We start from the raw sequence: 13,328 nt of genomic DNA, 5'->3' as shown, positions 1-13,328 counted from the left end.
GGGCACAAATCCCGGGGTGAAACACGATCCCGGTAGGAGCTGCCGCAGGCTGCGATCTTTTGATCTGATCTTTTAGAAGCAACATCAAAAGATCGCAGCCTTCGGCAGCTCCTACAGGGGGTTACCCAATGGCTCCCACAGGTTTTTGTGGTGGGCACAAATCCCGGGGTGAAACACGATCCCGGTAGGAGCTGCCGCAGGCTGCGATCTTTTGATCTGATCTTTTAGAGTCAATATCAAAAGATCGCAGCCTTCGGCAGCTCCTACAGGGGGTTACCCAATGACTCGACAAGGGCCAGCGCGCCTTTCTGTAAGGGCTGGCTCTTGAGCCACACCGCGTGCACCGGCATCACCAGGCCGTTTTCGATGTTGCGGAAATTCAGGCGTTTCAGCCTTCCGTTGTCCAGTCGCAACTGCACCACCGACAGCGGAAAATTGCCCCAGCCCAATCCCGCCTCGACCATTTCCATCGCCGTCTCAAGACTGTCGGCACGCCAATACGACTGCGCCACCAACGGCCGCGTCTCACTGATCGGCAAGTCGCGACTGGCGACGATGATCTGCCGCACATGCACCAGATCCTCGAGGAACAAATCCTGCCCCTGCAATAACGGGCTGTCCGCTGCCAGCGTGGCGATCATCCGTTCGCTGCCGACAAACTGAAAACGTTCCAGCACGTTCATGCTCAACCCGGCGAACGCCAGGCACACGCTGACCCGGCCGCTGTGCAGCATCGCCAGCACGTCATCCTGCGGCGCTGTCAGCACTTCGATATCGAGCAAAGGATGGCGCTCGGCGATCACTTTGATCGCCGCCAGCAAACGCCGCCGGTCAATGTCTGCGACCACGCCAATCGACAACTTGCTTTCCAGCCCCAGCGACAACTCCACCGCGTGCACTTGCAGTTGCTTGAGTTGCTCGGCGATCAGTCGCGCGTGCGGCACCAAGGACAACGCCATCGCCGTGGGTTGCGGCTCGCGATGGCTGCGGTCGAACAGCAGATAACCGAGTTCGGCTTCCAGGTTGCCAATACTCATGCTGACGGCGGAAGGCACTCGACCCAACGCACGAGCCGCCGCAGAAAACGAGCCGCGTTCAATCACGGCTAGAAACAGCTCAATGCTGTCGCTGTTAAAATTCACTCCGAACACCTATCAACAAAACTGAAAGTAGCTGACTTCTTCTGTCAGCACCATTGAAGCTATCTTTCGTCGCCTTCGCCAGCCCTGCTGGCCAACAAACGGCAAGAAAGAGGCAAAACCGCATGCAAGGCGTCAAACGCAAACTGGTCTACGTGTCGCTCTACGAAGTGATCGGCATGACCTTCTCCGCTCTCGGCCTGGCGCTGTTGTCCGGCACCTCCCCGGGCAGCACCGGGCCGTTGGCGGTGATCATCACCACCATCGCCGTAACCTGGAACTTCATTTACACCTCACTCTTCGAGCGCTGGGAAAGCCGTCAGGTCTCGCGCACGCGCACGGTCAAACGCCGCATCGCCCACGCCATCGGTTTTCAATTGACCTTGATCGTGTTCCTGATTCCGTTGATCGCCTGGTGGATGAACATCAGTCTGGTGCAGGCGTTTCTGCTGGATCTGGCGCTGATCATTTTCATCCCGTGCTACACGTTCGCCTTCAACTGGCTGTTTGACCGGATTTTCGGTTTGCCGGCCTCGGCGCTGCCCGATTCGGCGGCTGCGGCATAAATCGTTAATTGGTAAGCAGATATTGCGAGAAATCAGCGGTTTATCCGGATAAACCGCCGATATTCACAATCCGTAAACTCCGATAGCAGGCTAAGCTTTTCCATCAATAAAAAATGGACCTGCCCATGACTGCACATGCCTCCGCCGCCGCGCAAAGCGACGGCATCGACCCGATACGCGCCGCCCAAGTGTCCGCCCGCATCGACCGCCTCCCGGCCGTCGCGACGATCTGGCGGTTGGTGGCGCTGCTGTCGATCGGTGGATTTTTCGAACTCTACGACCTGTTCCAGACGGCCTACATCAGCCCCGGCCTGATCCGTGACGGAATCTTCGCCACCGGCAATCAAGGCGTGTTCGGATTCTCCGATCAGGCGGCGTTTGCTTCGGCGACGTTCCTCGGCCTGTTCCTCGGCGCCAGCCTGCTCAGCCCGTTGGCGGATCGCTTCGGCCGTCGAGCGATCTTCACCTTCGCGCTGGTCTGGTACACCGTGGCGACGGTGTTGATGGGCATTCAGAGTTCCGCACTGGGGATCATCGGCATGCGTTTTCTGGTCGGCATCGGTTTGGGCATCGAACTGGTGACCATCGACGCCTACCTCTCGGAACTGGTGCCCAAACGCATGCGCAGTTCGGCGTTTGCCTTCGCGTTTTTCGTGCAGTTTCTCTCGGTGCCGGCGGTGGCACTGATGTCGTGGTGGCTGGTGCCGCAGGCGCCGTTCGGCGTGTCCGGCTGGCGTTGGGTGGTGTTGGCGAGCGCGGTGTTCGCGCTGTTTATCTGGTGGCTGCGCAAGCGTCTGCCGGAATCGCCGCGCTGGCTGGCGCAGAATGGCCGCTTTGATGAGGCCAACCGGATTCTCGACCACGTCGAGGCGCGTTGCGCTAAGGATCATGGGAAGCCGCTGGACGCTCCTGAAACCGTTCCGGTCGACGTCGAAGGCAAGGGCCGCTTCGCCGACATCTGGCAGCCACCCTATCGCCGTCGCGCACTGATGTTGATTGTTTTCCACATCTTCCAGGCCATCGGTTTCTTCGGTTTCGGCAACTGGTTGCCGGCGTTGCTCTCCGGTCAGGGGGTCAGCGTCACGCACAGTTTGATGTACGCCTTCATCATCACCCTCGCCTACCCGCTCGGGCCGTTGCTGTTCGTGAAGTTCGCCAATCGTTTCGAAAACAAATGGCAGATCGTCGGCTCCGCCCTCGGCGCAATGACCTTCGGTACGTTGTTCGCCCTGCAGACCAGCGCATTCGGGCTGATCTTCTGCGGCGTGATGATCACCTTCTGCAACGCGTGGCTGAGCTTCAGTTATCACTCGTACCAGAGCGAACTGTTCCCGACCAATATCCGCGCACGGGCAGTGGGCTTCTGCTATTCGTTCAGTCGCTTGTCGACGGTGTTCAGCAGTCTGTTGATCGGCTTTTTTCTCGACAGCTTCGGCACGCCGGGCGTGTTGGCGTTCATTGCCAGCAGCATGTTGATCGTGATGCTGACCATCGGCTGGTTCGGCCCGCGCACCCGCAATCTGGCGCTGGAAAACATTGCCCATCGTTGAAACCTGGCGGTGATCCCCTGCCACCCGGCGGCAAAGGATGGCCGATCTCTCGTCCAACACTCTGATCAAGCCCTTGAAATAAAAGGTTTTGTTCCAAGGGCATGGTATTTGCTGAGTATGGCCGTCAGTCATTACCTACAGGTCAATTCATCATGTTGGTCAGTGCCAAACAAATGGAAGTGCTGCCGCTGCCCAAGCGGTTAGCCGAAGACGCCACCGCCACGGCGGCGGCCGGTCTGCAAGGCGGCCTGCATGGCGCGATGCTGCAAACCCTGCAAAACCAGGTACAGACGCAAAGCACCGAAGCCACCAGCAAGGTACAGGCTTCAGCCACGCAGATTGCCACCCAACAAGTCAGCGAAGCCACGCGCATCAGCGATAACGTCGACGAGGCGTTCGCCAAGACCCGCGTCAACCTGCAGTCCACCGATGCCACTTCCGTCGCCGGCAAAAGCGCCACCGACGAGTTCAAGGACTACATGAGCAAGACGCCGGAACAGCGCCTGCGCGACAGCATCCTCAAGGACCTGGGCATTACCGAGGAAGACATCGCCAACATGCCGCCGGAGAAACAACTGGCGATCAGCAAAGAGATTGCCCAGCGTTTGCAGGACAAAATGCAACTGGCACAATCGGAGAAAGAGAACGTCAACGACGTCAAGGACAGCGACAAGATGGCGGATAAACTACTCGCTACGCTTTGACGTCGTCTGAAAAAAAGAGCCCTGAATACGGGCTCTTTTTTTATGGCCGCTCTTCTGGATGGCGGCAGATAACGACGCTACCTGTAATTTCTGACAGTAGACGTCCAGGGCGGTGAAGCCAATGATCCGGGGGCGGGAACAATAAGATTCCCGCCTCACTGCAGATATAAGGAGATATCCATGGCTAACACCCTTAACGCTAAATTTACCCTGGCGGGCGCCCCGGCAAGGGCAGACTACGCGGCCACGTCGTTTATCGTCATTCCGAATGCGCCGCCTATTCCTACCAAAGTCATTCGAACCAATGACAATCAGGGCAAAACCCTGACGTTCGAATTCAAAGACGGGATCGATACCGACACTCACATACTTGATGACCTGACGGCATCCATCATTTATGCCGATAACTTATATTCCGTGTCCAAAGATCTGACGGGAATGCTTGAAGTAAATCATCTGGAGGGCACCTATAAGGGCAATTTCAAAGCAATCCTGCCGGATGATTTTGGTAGGGAATGGCAAGTTGAAGGCACCATCGATATTACTGTTGAACCGCTAAAAAAGGCTTGAAGTTCCAATAGCGACTTCCAGGTCTCGATACCCACTGGCGCTCATTCCTTGCCGTCCTCTGGCCAGGAATAAGCGCTTTTTTCAGCGGGTTCAGTTTAGTTGCAGGGTTTCATTGAACTGACTGATCGCATCCACCACATGCCGTGACCCCTGCTGGATTTCCTGAATGACCGCCCCCGCCTCATTCGCCAATTCCACGCCAAGCCCGGTGCGGCTCAAACTCGATTGCATGCTCGACACCGCGCTCAACGACAAATCATGGTTCTTGCGCACCACATCGACAATCTCCAGCGTCGCCTGGCTGGTTCGTGCCGCGAGGCTGCGCACCTCGTCGGCCACCACCGCAAACCCGCGCCCATGTTCGCCGGCCCGCGCCGCTTCAATCGCAGCGTTAAGTGCCAGCAGGTTGGTCTGATCGGCAATGCCGCGAATGGTCTGGACGATGGTGCCGATGATGTCCGACTGCTTGCTGACCGCATCGATACTCACTGCGGCTTCGTTGAGGTCGCGGGAAATGTCCTGGATGATCTGCACCGTCTGCTGCACGACTTGCGAGCCTTTCTGCGCACAGGCGTCGTTTTGCACCGACGTGCTGTGGGCCGATTCGGCAGCGTTTTGCAGGGTGGTCATCTGATGGGTGATGTCGCTGGCGAACTTGACCACTTTGTACAAGCGGCCCTTGGCGTCGAACAGCGGGTTGTACGAGGCCTCCAGATACACCATCTGCCCGGACTTGTTCTTGCGCTCAAAACGATGGGAGTGATATTCGCCGCGATTGAGCGATGCCCAGAACGCCTTGTACTGCGCCGACTCGGACTCAGACCGATGACAGAACAGGCTATGGTGATGGCCGACGACTTCGTTGAGCGAGTACTGCATGGTTTTCAGAAAGTTGTCGTTGGCAGTGATGACATTGCCTTCCGGGGTGAACTCGATCACCGCCATCGAGCGACTGATCGCCGCGAGCATGCTTTCTTCTTCGTGTTCCTTGTTGACCCGGGCGGTGATGTCCGCCGCCACTTTGATCACACTTCTGACCTGTTTATCCGGGCCATAGACGGGCATGTAACTGGCCTCGAGCCAGACTTCCTTGCCGCCCTTGTTCAAGCGCAGAAACGTGCCGCTGATCGGTTCACCCCGGGCCAGGTCGCGCCACAATTTGGCGTATTCCTCGCTGCGGTAAAACGCTTCTTCGCAAAACACCCGGTGATGTTTGCCGCGCACTTCTTCAGCGCTGTAACCCATGGTCTTGCAGAAATTTTCATTGGCATCCAGGACGATGCCGTCAGGGCTGAATTCAATCATTGCCATCGAACGGCTGATCGCCGCCAACTTGGCATTGGCCTCGGTCAGGGCGCAGCTGAAACGCTCGATTTCCTGCAGGTCAGCCTTGTGATGTAGGTTGAACATGGTTGTATCACCTTCCGCGCGGACTTTTGATTTGATGAAAGTTCAGTTCTTTCACGATCCACCACTACGTTCCACAGAACAGGCACACGCATTCCTCCACGGGAGGAAGTTGTCAGGTGATAAATGATGATCAATCGGAGTGTCCATGCAGCGACGCTCTAATCAAGACATCCTTCTCTTGATAGCCCGCACGCGGGCCAGCCCTAACGCGTTGAAGAACTTCCATGTACAAGATGCTCCTTGTTGGTTCAGTGTCGGTGCCTTGACTTGCGCACTCTGGCAGCATGAATTCCTGCACTAACCGTGCACGGTCGACATAGTTAGTTACAGGGGAGCATAGCCAGCGCGAGGCCGTGCGCAAGGCCACTAGTCGGCCAGACTCTGGCACTTTTTGCACAAAAAACGGTTCAGCGAGAAATGCATTCCCTCTGTAGGAGCTGCCGCAGGCTGCGATCTTTTGATCTTGAAAAAAATCAAAGTCAAAAGATCGCAGCCTGCGGCAGCTCCTACAGGGGGCGCGGTTAGAGGTTGGTGCTGACTTGGGTGGCTACTTCTGCCGGGACCCAGAGCTTCCAGACTTGGGGTTGATTGCGCAGAAACGCTTCGGCCACTGCCCGCGGCTGTAAGCGTTTTTCACTCATTTGCGCCAGTGTCTGGTTCAACAGATCAATCGGCAGATCGACCTTCTCGAAAAACGTCACCAGCTCCGGATACTGCGCCTTGAACGGCGCCGACACGCCAATTGCCAGGCTTGCCGGCATCGAGCGGGTGCCCTTGGGGTTGGGGTTATTGGCATCGGCCAGGGTTTTCCAGGCTTCGGCATCGAATGGCGGCTCTTCCAGTTTCACCAGTTTGAAACGCCCGAGCAGCGGCGTCGGCGACCAGTAGTAGAACAGCACCGGTTTGCCGCGTTTGATCGACGATGCCACCTCAGCGTCCAGCGCCGCGCCGGAACCGGTGCGGAAGTTGACGAAGCTGTCGTTGAGCGCATACGCCTTGAGCTTCTGGCTGTTGACGATCTCTGAGGTCCAGCCGGTCGGGCTGTTGAGGAAACGCCCGCGGCTCGGGTCTTCCGGATCGCGGAACAGCTCTTTGTAGCGCGGCAGATCCGCCACCGATTTCAGCTCCGGTGCCACAGCCTTGATCCCCCGCTCAGGGTCGCCCTTGATCACATACTCCGGCACCCACCAGCCTTCGGTCGCGCCTTTGACCGTGTCACCAAGGCCAAACACCTTGCCCTCGGCAGCGGCTTTGACCCACGCCGGACTGCGCCCGGCCCATTCTTCGCCGATCACCTGAATATCGTTTTTGGCCAGCGCTGCCTCCAGGCTGACGGTGCTGCCAGGCAATGTGTCGGTCGGGTAGCCGTAGCCTTTTTCAACGATCAGACGCAGCACTTCGGTGATGAAACTGCCGCTCTCCCAGGTGATATCGCCGAAGTGAATCGGCGCGGCTTTCTCAGCCGCCGAGACGGCGCCGACGCTCAGGCTCAGCGCCAGCAACGAACGGCCGAGCAGGGTTTTGATCGATCTCATGCAGACCTCTTTTCTTGTAGGAATTGACGGGCGCTGTGGCGATTGCACAGGGCCTGGGAACGGCTCATGTAGACGCTGACCGAACGTTGCGAGATGCCCAGTTCAGCGGCGATTTGCGGGTAAGTCAGGCCGTCGATGCGCGCGAGCAAAAAGGTCGAGCGGACTTTGCCGGGCAGCCGCTGCAGGCTGCGATCGAGGCGAGACAGTGCCTGACTGAAGTGCGCGATGTCTTCCGGGGATGCGCTGGTTTGCGTCTCGATCGAGGGCAAATGCCGCCGCTCCAGATCAGCATGGCGCCAGCGCTGGAAGAGCAAGCGCCGGGCAATGGTCGTCAGCAGTGCGCGCGGTTCGCGAATCGCTTGCAGCGCAGGGGCTTCGAGCAGTTGCGCGAAGGTTTCGGCAGCGATGTCTTCAATACTGGCGACGTCGCGCAGATGACCACGCAGATAGGCGCAGAGCCAGTGGTGATGGGCGCGGAACAAGCCGTCGAGGTGCTGGCGATGAGAAAGGTCGGCGCCGGACATAGGGGCTCCTGGGTTAGGGGTCGCTGAATGTCCGGTGTTCCGGTGGCGCGATCGTAGCAAAGCGCCTTATGCATTAATAATATTTAAATATCATTTTTATATGCATTTTATGAATATAAGATCAAAAGATCGCAGCCTTCGCCAGCTCCTACATGCTCCTGTAGGAGCTGCCGAAGGCTGCGATCTTTCAACGCAAGTGGCCATACCCCAACTCCTCAGCCTCACGCTGATAGTCGAGCACCACCTGATAATCACCCTCACCCGCCGCCAACACCTCTGGCAATCCCAACGTTTGCACAACATCCGGAAGTTCGTGCAACGACTGATTCATCACCTGCCGCAGCCGCTCTATCTGTTCATCCGTAGCACTGGCAACGGTGATAAAAGGCAAGGTCGGACTGAACGCACTGCGTCCAACAACACGTAATCCCCTGACTTCCTCAGGCGCATGCCGCGCGAGGTAGGCGAAGGTGACGCTGTCGATGGCGGCCAGATCTGCGCGCCTTTCACGCAACCAGCGCAGGCTTTCACGGTGACCGCCGCTGATACCGACCGTGGAGAAGAATTGCCCATCCCGATGCAGCGGGGCGAGGCGTTGACGCAACAGGTTCATGCCGCTGTTGGAGTCGTCGCTGTTGATCACGCCGCGGCTGTCGCGAAAGGCTGGCAAGGTTTCGCGTGGATCATCGACGCGGCTGAGGAGCAGGCTGCAATGATTGCCGGCGCTGGCATCGGGGAGTTCGTAGCGCGGGCGGCCGATCACTCGAACCTGGCCTTTTAACGCTGTCATCAACGGATAACCGCAGGTTTGTGTGAGCAGCAAATTGGGGGATAACCAGAGTTCGGGCAATGACAGGGTTTCAGCGTTCAGGCGTGTGTGGCCGAGGTGCTCAAGGATGCGCGCGAGCCAGCGTTCGTTGGCCACGCGGATGGGCTCGGGGGCGGTGTACATCAAGAGTTCGGCGTGGTATTGGGTCATTCACATATTCCCTGACAACGAATGTCCAAATGTAGGAGTGAGCCTGCTCGCGATAGCGGTGGGTCATGCACAGTAGATGTCACAAACAGACCGCTATCGCGAGCAGGCACACTCCTACAGGGGACGGTGGTGGTTTTGGCTCAGTGATAGGGATGCTCGGGGCTGTCGATTGGTTTGATGCCATGCTCGCGCCACAACTGCCCGTACCCTTGCACCAGAAACCCGCCGCTGCGCGCCAGCCACTGCTCGCGATGTCGCCAGTAGACCTTGGGCAAGTCGTACCACGCCAACCCCGGCAAGTCGTGGTGCACCAGATGAAAGTTGAGGTTGAGAAACAGCCAGCGCCACGGCCACGCAGCCTCGTTGAGCACGCTGCGCTGCTGCGGTTGCGCGTGCGGACGATGTTCATAGTAGGAGCGAATCATCGCGATCGACAGTGCCGGCACGCTGATCAGGAGCACGTAATGCCACACGGGCAGCGCACTGTAGCGGGCGATAAATCCGAGCATCAATAAGGTCAGCGCGCCGTGGGTCAGCCACATCAACCACGCCTGGCGCTCGGCGTTTTTCAGCCGTTGCAGTTCTTCTGTGGCCAGTGCGATCAGTGCCAGCGGCGCACCGATCACGAAGCGACCGAGTACGGTTTTGTTCAGCCAGTGCAGGCTGCGCGCGAACAGTGGACGGCCCTGCCAGCGTGCTGCGCTCAGGTAGCGGCTTTCTGGATCGACGCCGGGCACGGTCAAGTCCTCGTCGCGGTGATGCAACAGATGGCTGTCGCGATAAAGCGTGTACGGATACCACACCGCAAACGGCGCATAACCGAGGATTTTGTTCAGCGCTTTGGAGCGGGTCGGATGGCCATGGAGCAATTCGTGCTGCACCGACAGCCACAACACCAGCAGCGGAATCAGCAGCAACGTACTCAGGCCGGGACCGAGCCTATGGCTATTGAGAAGGATGGCAAACCAGCCGCCATACACCGCGATCAGCAGCAACCAGGTCGGCCATTCGGTGCGGGCAGTGAAGCGTTGGCGCAGGGTTTCGATGTGTTGCCGGTGGGCGGCGTCGAAATAATGGGGCATGGCGTTGCTCGCTGCGGGTTCCTTCCCTTTCTGTGCAACGACCACCGAGAATCTTGCAGATTATTTTCAATCAACAGGGAAGCCCGAGAACCGGGCTTCCGAAAGGCGTGATCAGTGACCGAAGATGTCGACTTTCTTGGCCTTCTTCTCCGCACGTTTTTCAATCGCGGTCTTGGCCGGTTTCTTCTTCGCGGCTTTTTTTGAATCCATACCTTTGGACATGATGCGTACTCCACTCACAGGGGATGTGAGGTCAGGTATACACCTATCCACAGGCCCGCGTTCTTTTATAATCGCCGCTTTGCCCACCGACAGTCAGACCCCATGCCCGATACCCAGTACAGCCTGCTCGACGCGTCACTCTGGCCGTTGATGAACAAGTTTTACCGCAGCCACCAGTCGTCGATGAAAGCGGTGCGCGAGGCGCAATTGTGGGTGGCGCGACGGGGTGAGATTGTGGCGGCACTGTGCTTGCGGCCGGTGGCGGGTGGGCATTGGTTGACGGGGTTGTTGGTTGATCCGCAGTGCCGAGAGCAAGGGCTTGCTGCACAATTGATTGCGGCGGCGGTGCAGGATGTGACGGAGCCGGTGTGGCTGTTCTGCCATCCGGACTTGCGTGGTTTTTATGAGCGGCGCGGGTTCAGTTATGACCCCGCCCTGCCGCAAGCGATGGCAGAGCGATTGAGCCGCTATGCGCGGAGCAAGCCGATGATTGCGATGGGCCTGGGGTGAAGATCAAAAGATCGCAGCCTTCGGCAGCTCCTACACCTATCCCTGTAGGAGCTGCCGAAGGCTGCGATCTTTTGATTCTGGTTAATCGTCAACCGTGGGATCGAGATCCGGAAACATCACTTCGGTGAAGCCGAACTTGCTGAAGTCGGTGATGCGCGACGGGTACAACCGGCCGATCAGGTGATCGCATTCATGCTGCACCACCCGCGCATGAAACCCCGAAGCCACGCGCACAATCGGCTCGCCCTTCGGATCAAAACCCTCGTAGCGAATCTGCTGAAAACGATCCACCGCACCGCGCAACCCCGGCACCGACAAACACCCTTCAAACCCCTCCTCCATCAACGGATTCAACGGCGTGATCAGCGGGTTGATCAGGATCGTCTGCGGCACGGCTTCGGCGTCGGGGTAACGTTCGCTGTGCTCGAAACCGAAGATCACCAGTTGCAGATCAACGCCGATCTGCGGCGCGGCCAGGCCAACGCCACCGACGCTTTCCATGGTCTGGAACATGTCGTCGATCAGTTGCCACAACTCGGCGCTGTTGAACATTTCCGGCGGCACCGGCGGGGCGATGCGCAGCAGGCGCTCGTCGCCCATTTTGAGAATTTCACGGATCATGATCAGACTTCGTCAGTGTCCGGCTTGAGCGAATGATCGCGGCCCAGGCCCGAGACGTGTTGTTTGGGTTGTTCATCGAGTTCGCCGGGGACTTTTTCGCCCGCATCCTTGCCCTCGCTGGACATGTGCTCGATCACCGCGTTCATCTCCGCACCGAGCAGCAGCACCGCGGCGGAAATGTAGAAGTACAGCAAGAGCACGATGATCGCCCCGATGCTGCCATACATCGCGTTGTAGTTGGCGAAGGTTTTCACGTAGAACGCGAAACCCAACGAGGCGATGATCCACACCACCACGGCCAATACCGAGCCCGGCGTGATGAAGCGGAATTCCTGTTTGACGTCAGGCATCACGTAGTAGATCAGTGCCACGGCAACCATCATCAGAATCACGATCACCGGCCAGCGCGCGATGGTCCAAATGGTCACGATGACTTCTTCCAGACCAACCTGCGCGGCAATCCAGCCCATCACTTGCGGCCCGAGCACCATCAACGCGGCGGCTACCAGCAACATGCCGGCAATACCGACGGTGTAGAAAATCGACAGCGGGAAACGCTTCCAGATCGGCCGCCCTTCGACCACGTCATACGCGGCGTTCATCGCGCTCATCATCAGGCGCACGCCAGCGGAGGCGGTGTACAGAGCGATAACGATACCGACCGAGAGCAGACCGCCCTTGGATTGCTGCAGCTGGTCGATTACCGGGTTGACTTGCTCCAGTGCCTGCGGCGGCAACACCAGTTCCGATTGCAGGCGCAGCCAGGAGAAGAAGTCCGGCAGGTGCAGGAAACCGATCAGGGCGATCAGAAACAGGATGAACGGGAACAGCGAGAACAGCATCTGGTAGGCCAGTGCCGAGGCGTAGGTCGACATTTCGTCATCGACGAATTCAGTGACCGTGCGCACCATCACCCGGTGCAGGGGCAGACCTTTCATGTCCGGAAATATCATTCGCGTCTCCTTTCGCCGCTATACAGGTTTGAAGTCGTGGCGACTCAGGGGCCGTTTTTTACATCAAGGTAGCCTGTTTGGCGAACCTTGCCGGGTGTCAGCAGGATTTCGACACAAAAACGGCCATCCTTGGATGGCCGTTCGTGTGTTTCGTTCAAGGCTGGATTACGCCTTGTCGACGCCTTTCTTGACCGCGTCCTTGGCTTTGCCGACTGCTTGCTGGGCTTCGCCTTTCTTCTCTTGAATCTTGCCTTCGGCTTGCAGCTTGGTGTTGTCGGTGGCTTTACCGACGCCTTGCTTGACGTTGCCGACTGCTTCGTTGGCCATGCCTTTTACTTTATCGCCTGTGCTACTCATGGTGTTTCTCCTTGGTGCAATTAGGAGGAAAAGTCAGTACGTAATGATTGACTGGCCGGGTTTGCGCCAAGTTTCATTTATTTTTCGCCGGATCATTTCGTCGCGACGAGCAGGTTGGGCTTTATGTTTGGGTGCATTGCCACGAGAATGCGCAACATATGGGCGCCGTGCGCCAATGAACCGATCCCGCAGGAATGTTATGAAACTCGATAAAACGCTCGCCATCGCCCGTAGAAACAAGGAACTGGGTGGCGCTGTGCTCGGCACCAACAACTGCCACTTCGCCGAACTGAACCGCAACCGCAACATCTGGTGGTTCGACCTGCCGGTGTCGCGTCTGGCGATTGGTCAGTACGAGTGGATTCACCTGCTGATGCACACGCCGGCCACCGACGAACTGCTGCACCTGAAAGTGCCAACGGTGTTTTTGCGTGAAAAGCTCGAAGGGCTGGTGATTCGCAATGAAGGCAAGCGCAAAGCGGCGTTGAGCCTGGAATTGAGTGCGGACAAGGATTCGTATCTGCAGGACATGCGTCCGGCGGGGACCAACGTGAATTTCGCGCCGTTCCGTCAGTAAATCAACAGATCGCAGCCTGCGGCAGCTCC

General features: G+C 58.0%; 14 protein-coding genes and 2 pseudogenes. 6 read left to right on the top strand and 10 right to left on the bottom strand.

Annotation, left to right across the window (positions count from 1 at the left end):
• Positions 1-263: 263 nt before the first annotated feature.
• A complete protein-coding gene (locus ACQ4MY_RS07965) occupies positions 264-1,142 on the bottom strand; it encodes a LysR family transcriptional regulator (RefSeq protein ID WP_440094671.1) in 879 nt (292 codons plus the stop codon).
• Between the two features lie 122 nt (positions 1,143-1,264).
• On the opposite strand from ACQ4MY_RS07965, the gene ACQ4MY_RS07960 reads away from it, so the two are divergent.
• The 4 genes from ACQ4MY_RS07960 (at position 1,265) to ACQ4MY_RS07945 (ending at position 4,529) form a co-directional block, all read left to right on the top strand.
• Positions 1,265-1,705, top strand: a complete 441-nt coding sequence (locus ACQ4MY_RS07960) for a PACE efflux transporter (RefSeq protein WP_053122973.1) — start codon at positions 1,265-1,267, stop codon at positions 1,703-1,705.
• A 125-nt stretch (positions 1,706-1,830) separates the two neighbouring features.
• Positions 1,831-3,255 carry an MFS transporter gene (locus tag ACQ4MY_RS07955; protein ID WP_440094669.1) on the top strand — a complete coding sequence of 475 codons (1,425 nt, stop codon included), beginning with the start codon at positions 1,831-1,833 and terminating at the stop codon, positions 3,253-3,255.
• 152 nt (positions 3,256-3,407) lie between these two features.
• Entirely contained in the window at positions 3,408-3,959 is a 552-nt protein-coding gene (locus ACQ4MY_RS07950) for a hypothetical protein (protein ID WP_008082322.1), read from the top strand.
• 180 nt (positions 3,960-4,139) lie between these two features.
• Positions 4,140-4,529, top strand: coding sequence for a hypothetical protein (locus ACQ4MY_RS07945; protein ID WP_440094667.1), 390 nt, complete (start codon positions 4,140-4,142; stop codon positions 4,527-4,529).
• 90 nt (positions 4,530-4,619) lie between these two features.
• On the opposite strand, the pseudogene ACQ4MY_RS07940 reads toward ACQ4MY_RS07945, so the two are convergent.
• The 6 genes and pseudogenes from ACQ4MY_RS07940 to ACQ4MY_RS07915 form a co-directional block, all read right to left on the bottom strand.
• Positions 4,620-5,048 (bottom strand): annotated as a pseudogene (locus tag ACQ4MY_RS07940) (methyl-accepting chemotaxis protein); the annotation flags it as partial.
• Positions 5,049-5,162: 114 nt separating this feature from the next.
• Positions 5,163-5,939, bottom strand: a pseudogene (locus tag ACQ4MY_RS07935) (PAS domain-containing protein); the annotation flags it as partial.
• 521 nt (positions 5,940-6,460) lie between these two features.
• Positions 6,461-7,474: an ABC transporter substrate-binding protein gene (locus ACQ4MY_RS07930; RefSeq protein ID WP_440094666.1), complete on the bottom strand. Its 1,014-nt coding sequence runs from the start codon at positions 7,472-7,474 to the stop codon at positions 6,461-6,463.
• Positions 7,471-7,998: a sigma-70 family RNA polymerase sigma factor gene (locus ACQ4MY_RS07925; protein WP_440094664.1), complete on the bottom strand. Its 528-nt coding sequence runs from the start codon at positions 7,996-7,998 to the stop codon at positions 7,471-7,473. The genes ACQ4MY_RS07930 and ACQ4MY_RS07925 overlap by 4 nt, the downstream gene beginning before the upstream one ends.
• 187 nt (positions 7,999-8,185) lie before the next feature.
• Positions 8,186-8,977, bottom strand: coding sequence for a phosphate/phosphite/phosphonate ABC transporter substrate-binding protein (locus ACQ4MY_RS07920; protein WP_440094662.1), 792 nt, complete (start codon positions 8,975-8,977; stop codon positions 8,186-8,188).
• A gap of 140 nt (positions 8,978-9,117) precedes the next feature.
• The gene (locus ACQ4MY_RS07915; protein WP_440094660.1) at positions 9,118-10,059 is read right to left on the bottom strand and encodes a fatty acid desaturase; all 942 of its coding nucleotides are present in this window, start codon (positions 10,057-10,059) and stop codon (positions 9,118-9,120) included.
• Positions 10,060-10,383: 324 nt separating this feature from the next.
• Here ACQ4MY_RS07915 and ACQ4MY_RS07910 point away from each other — a divergent pair, with 324 nt between their 5' ends.
• The gene (locus ACQ4MY_RS07910) at positions 10,384-10,791 is read left to right on the top strand and encodes a GNAT family N-acetyltransferase (RefSeq protein ID WP_008082333.1); all 408 of its coding nucleotides are present in this window, start codon (positions 10,384-10,386) and stop codon (positions 10,789-10,791) included.
• A gap of 81 nt (positions 10,792-10,872) precedes the next feature.
• Here the strand turns inward: ACQ4MY_RS07910 and def are convergent, their stop codons facing one another.
• From def to ACQ4MY_RS07895, 3 genes are all read right to left on the bottom strand, one after another.
• A complete protein-coding gene (def, locus tag ACQ4MY_RS07905; protein WP_440094658.1) occupies positions 10,873-11,412 on the bottom strand; it encodes a peptide deformylase in 540 nt (179 codons plus the stop codon).
• A gap of 2 nt (positions 11,413-11,414) precedes the next feature.
• Positions 11,415-12,365: a YihY/virulence factor BrkB family protein gene (locus ACQ4MY_RS07900; protein WP_008082338.1), complete on the bottom strand. Its 951-nt coding sequence runs from the start codon at positions 12,363-12,365 to the stop codon at positions 11,415-11,417.
• Positions 12,366-12,530: 165 nt separating this feature from the next.
• Positions 12,531-12,722: a CsbD family protein gene (locus ACQ4MY_RS07895; protein WP_008082339.1), complete on the bottom strand. Its 192-nt coding sequence runs from the start codon at positions 12,720-12,722 to the stop codon at positions 12,531-12,533.
• A 199-nt stretch (positions 12,723-12,921) separates the two neighbouring features.
• On the opposite strand from ACQ4MY_RS07895, the gene ACQ4MY_RS07890 reads away from it, so the two are divergent.
• Complete coding sequence (locus tag ACQ4MY_RS07890; RefSeq protein WP_008082340.1) at positions 12,922-13,299, top strand: hypothetical protein; 378 nt, start codon at positions 12,922-12,924, stop codon at positions 13,297-13,299.
• Positions 13,300-13,328: the final 29 nt, after the last annotated feature.

It is taken from the genome of Pseudomonas sp. SM4 (genome assembly GCF_051913165.1).
Lineage (GTDB): Bacteria > Pseudomonadota > Gammaproteobacteria > Pseudomonadales > Pseudomonadaceae > Aquipseudomonas.
Note: the sequence above shows the minus strand (reverse complement) of the source record. Positions and strands in the feature narration are given on the sequence as shown.

Coding starts and splice junctions, on each gene's coding strand:
- ACQ4MY_RS07960 (WP_053122973.1), top strand. CDS start 1,265: ATGCAAGGCGTCAAACGCAAACTGGTCTACGTGTCGCTCTACGAAGTG.
- ACQ4MY_RS07955 (WP_440094669.1), top strand. CDS start 1,831: ATGACTGCACATGCCTCCGCCGCCGCGCAAAGCGACGGCATCGACCCG.
- ACQ4MY_RS07950 (WP_008082322.1), top strand. CDS start 3,408: ATGTTGGTCAGTGCCAAACAAATGGAAGTGCTGCCGCTGCCCAAGCGG.
- ACQ4MY_RS07945 (WP_440094667.1), top strand. CDS start 4,140: ATGGCTAACACCCTTAACGCTAAATTTACCCTGGCGGGCGCCCCGGCA.
- ACQ4MY_RS07930 (WP_440094666.1), bottom strand. CDS start 7,474: ATGAGATCGATCAAAACCCTGCTCGGCCGTTCGTTGCTGGCGCTGAGC.
- ACQ4MY_RS07925 (WP_440094664.1), bottom strand. CDS start 7,998: ATGTCCGGCGCCGACCTTTCTCATCGCCAGCACCTCGACGGCTTGTTC.
- ACQ4MY_RS07920 (WP_440094662.1), bottom strand. CDS start 8,977: ATGACCCAATACCACGCCGAACTCTTGATGTACACCGCCCCCGAGCCC.
- ACQ4MY_RS07915 (WP_440094660.1), bottom strand. CDS start 10,059: ATGCCCCATTATTTCGACGCCGCCCACCGGCAACACATCGAAACCCTG.
- ACQ4MY_RS07910 (WP_008082333.1), top strand. CDS start 10,384: ATGCCCGATACCCAGTACAGCCTGCTCGACGCGTCACTCTGGCCGTTG.
- def (WP_440094658.1), bottom strand. CDS start 11,412: ATGATCCGTGAAATTCTCAAAATGGGCGACGAGCGCCTGCTGCGCATC.
- ACQ4MY_RS07900 (WP_008082338.1), bottom strand. CDS start 12,365: ATGATATTTCCGGACATGAAAGGTCTGCCCCTGCACCGGGTGATGGTG.
- ACQ4MY_RS07895 (WP_008082339.1), bottom strand. CDS start 12,722: ATGAGTAGCACAGGCGATAAAGTAAAAGGCATGGCCAACGAAGCAGTC.
- ACQ4MY_RS07890 (WP_008082340.1), top strand. CDS start 12,922: ATGAAACTCGATAAAACGCTCGCCATCGCCCGTAGAAACAAGGAACTG.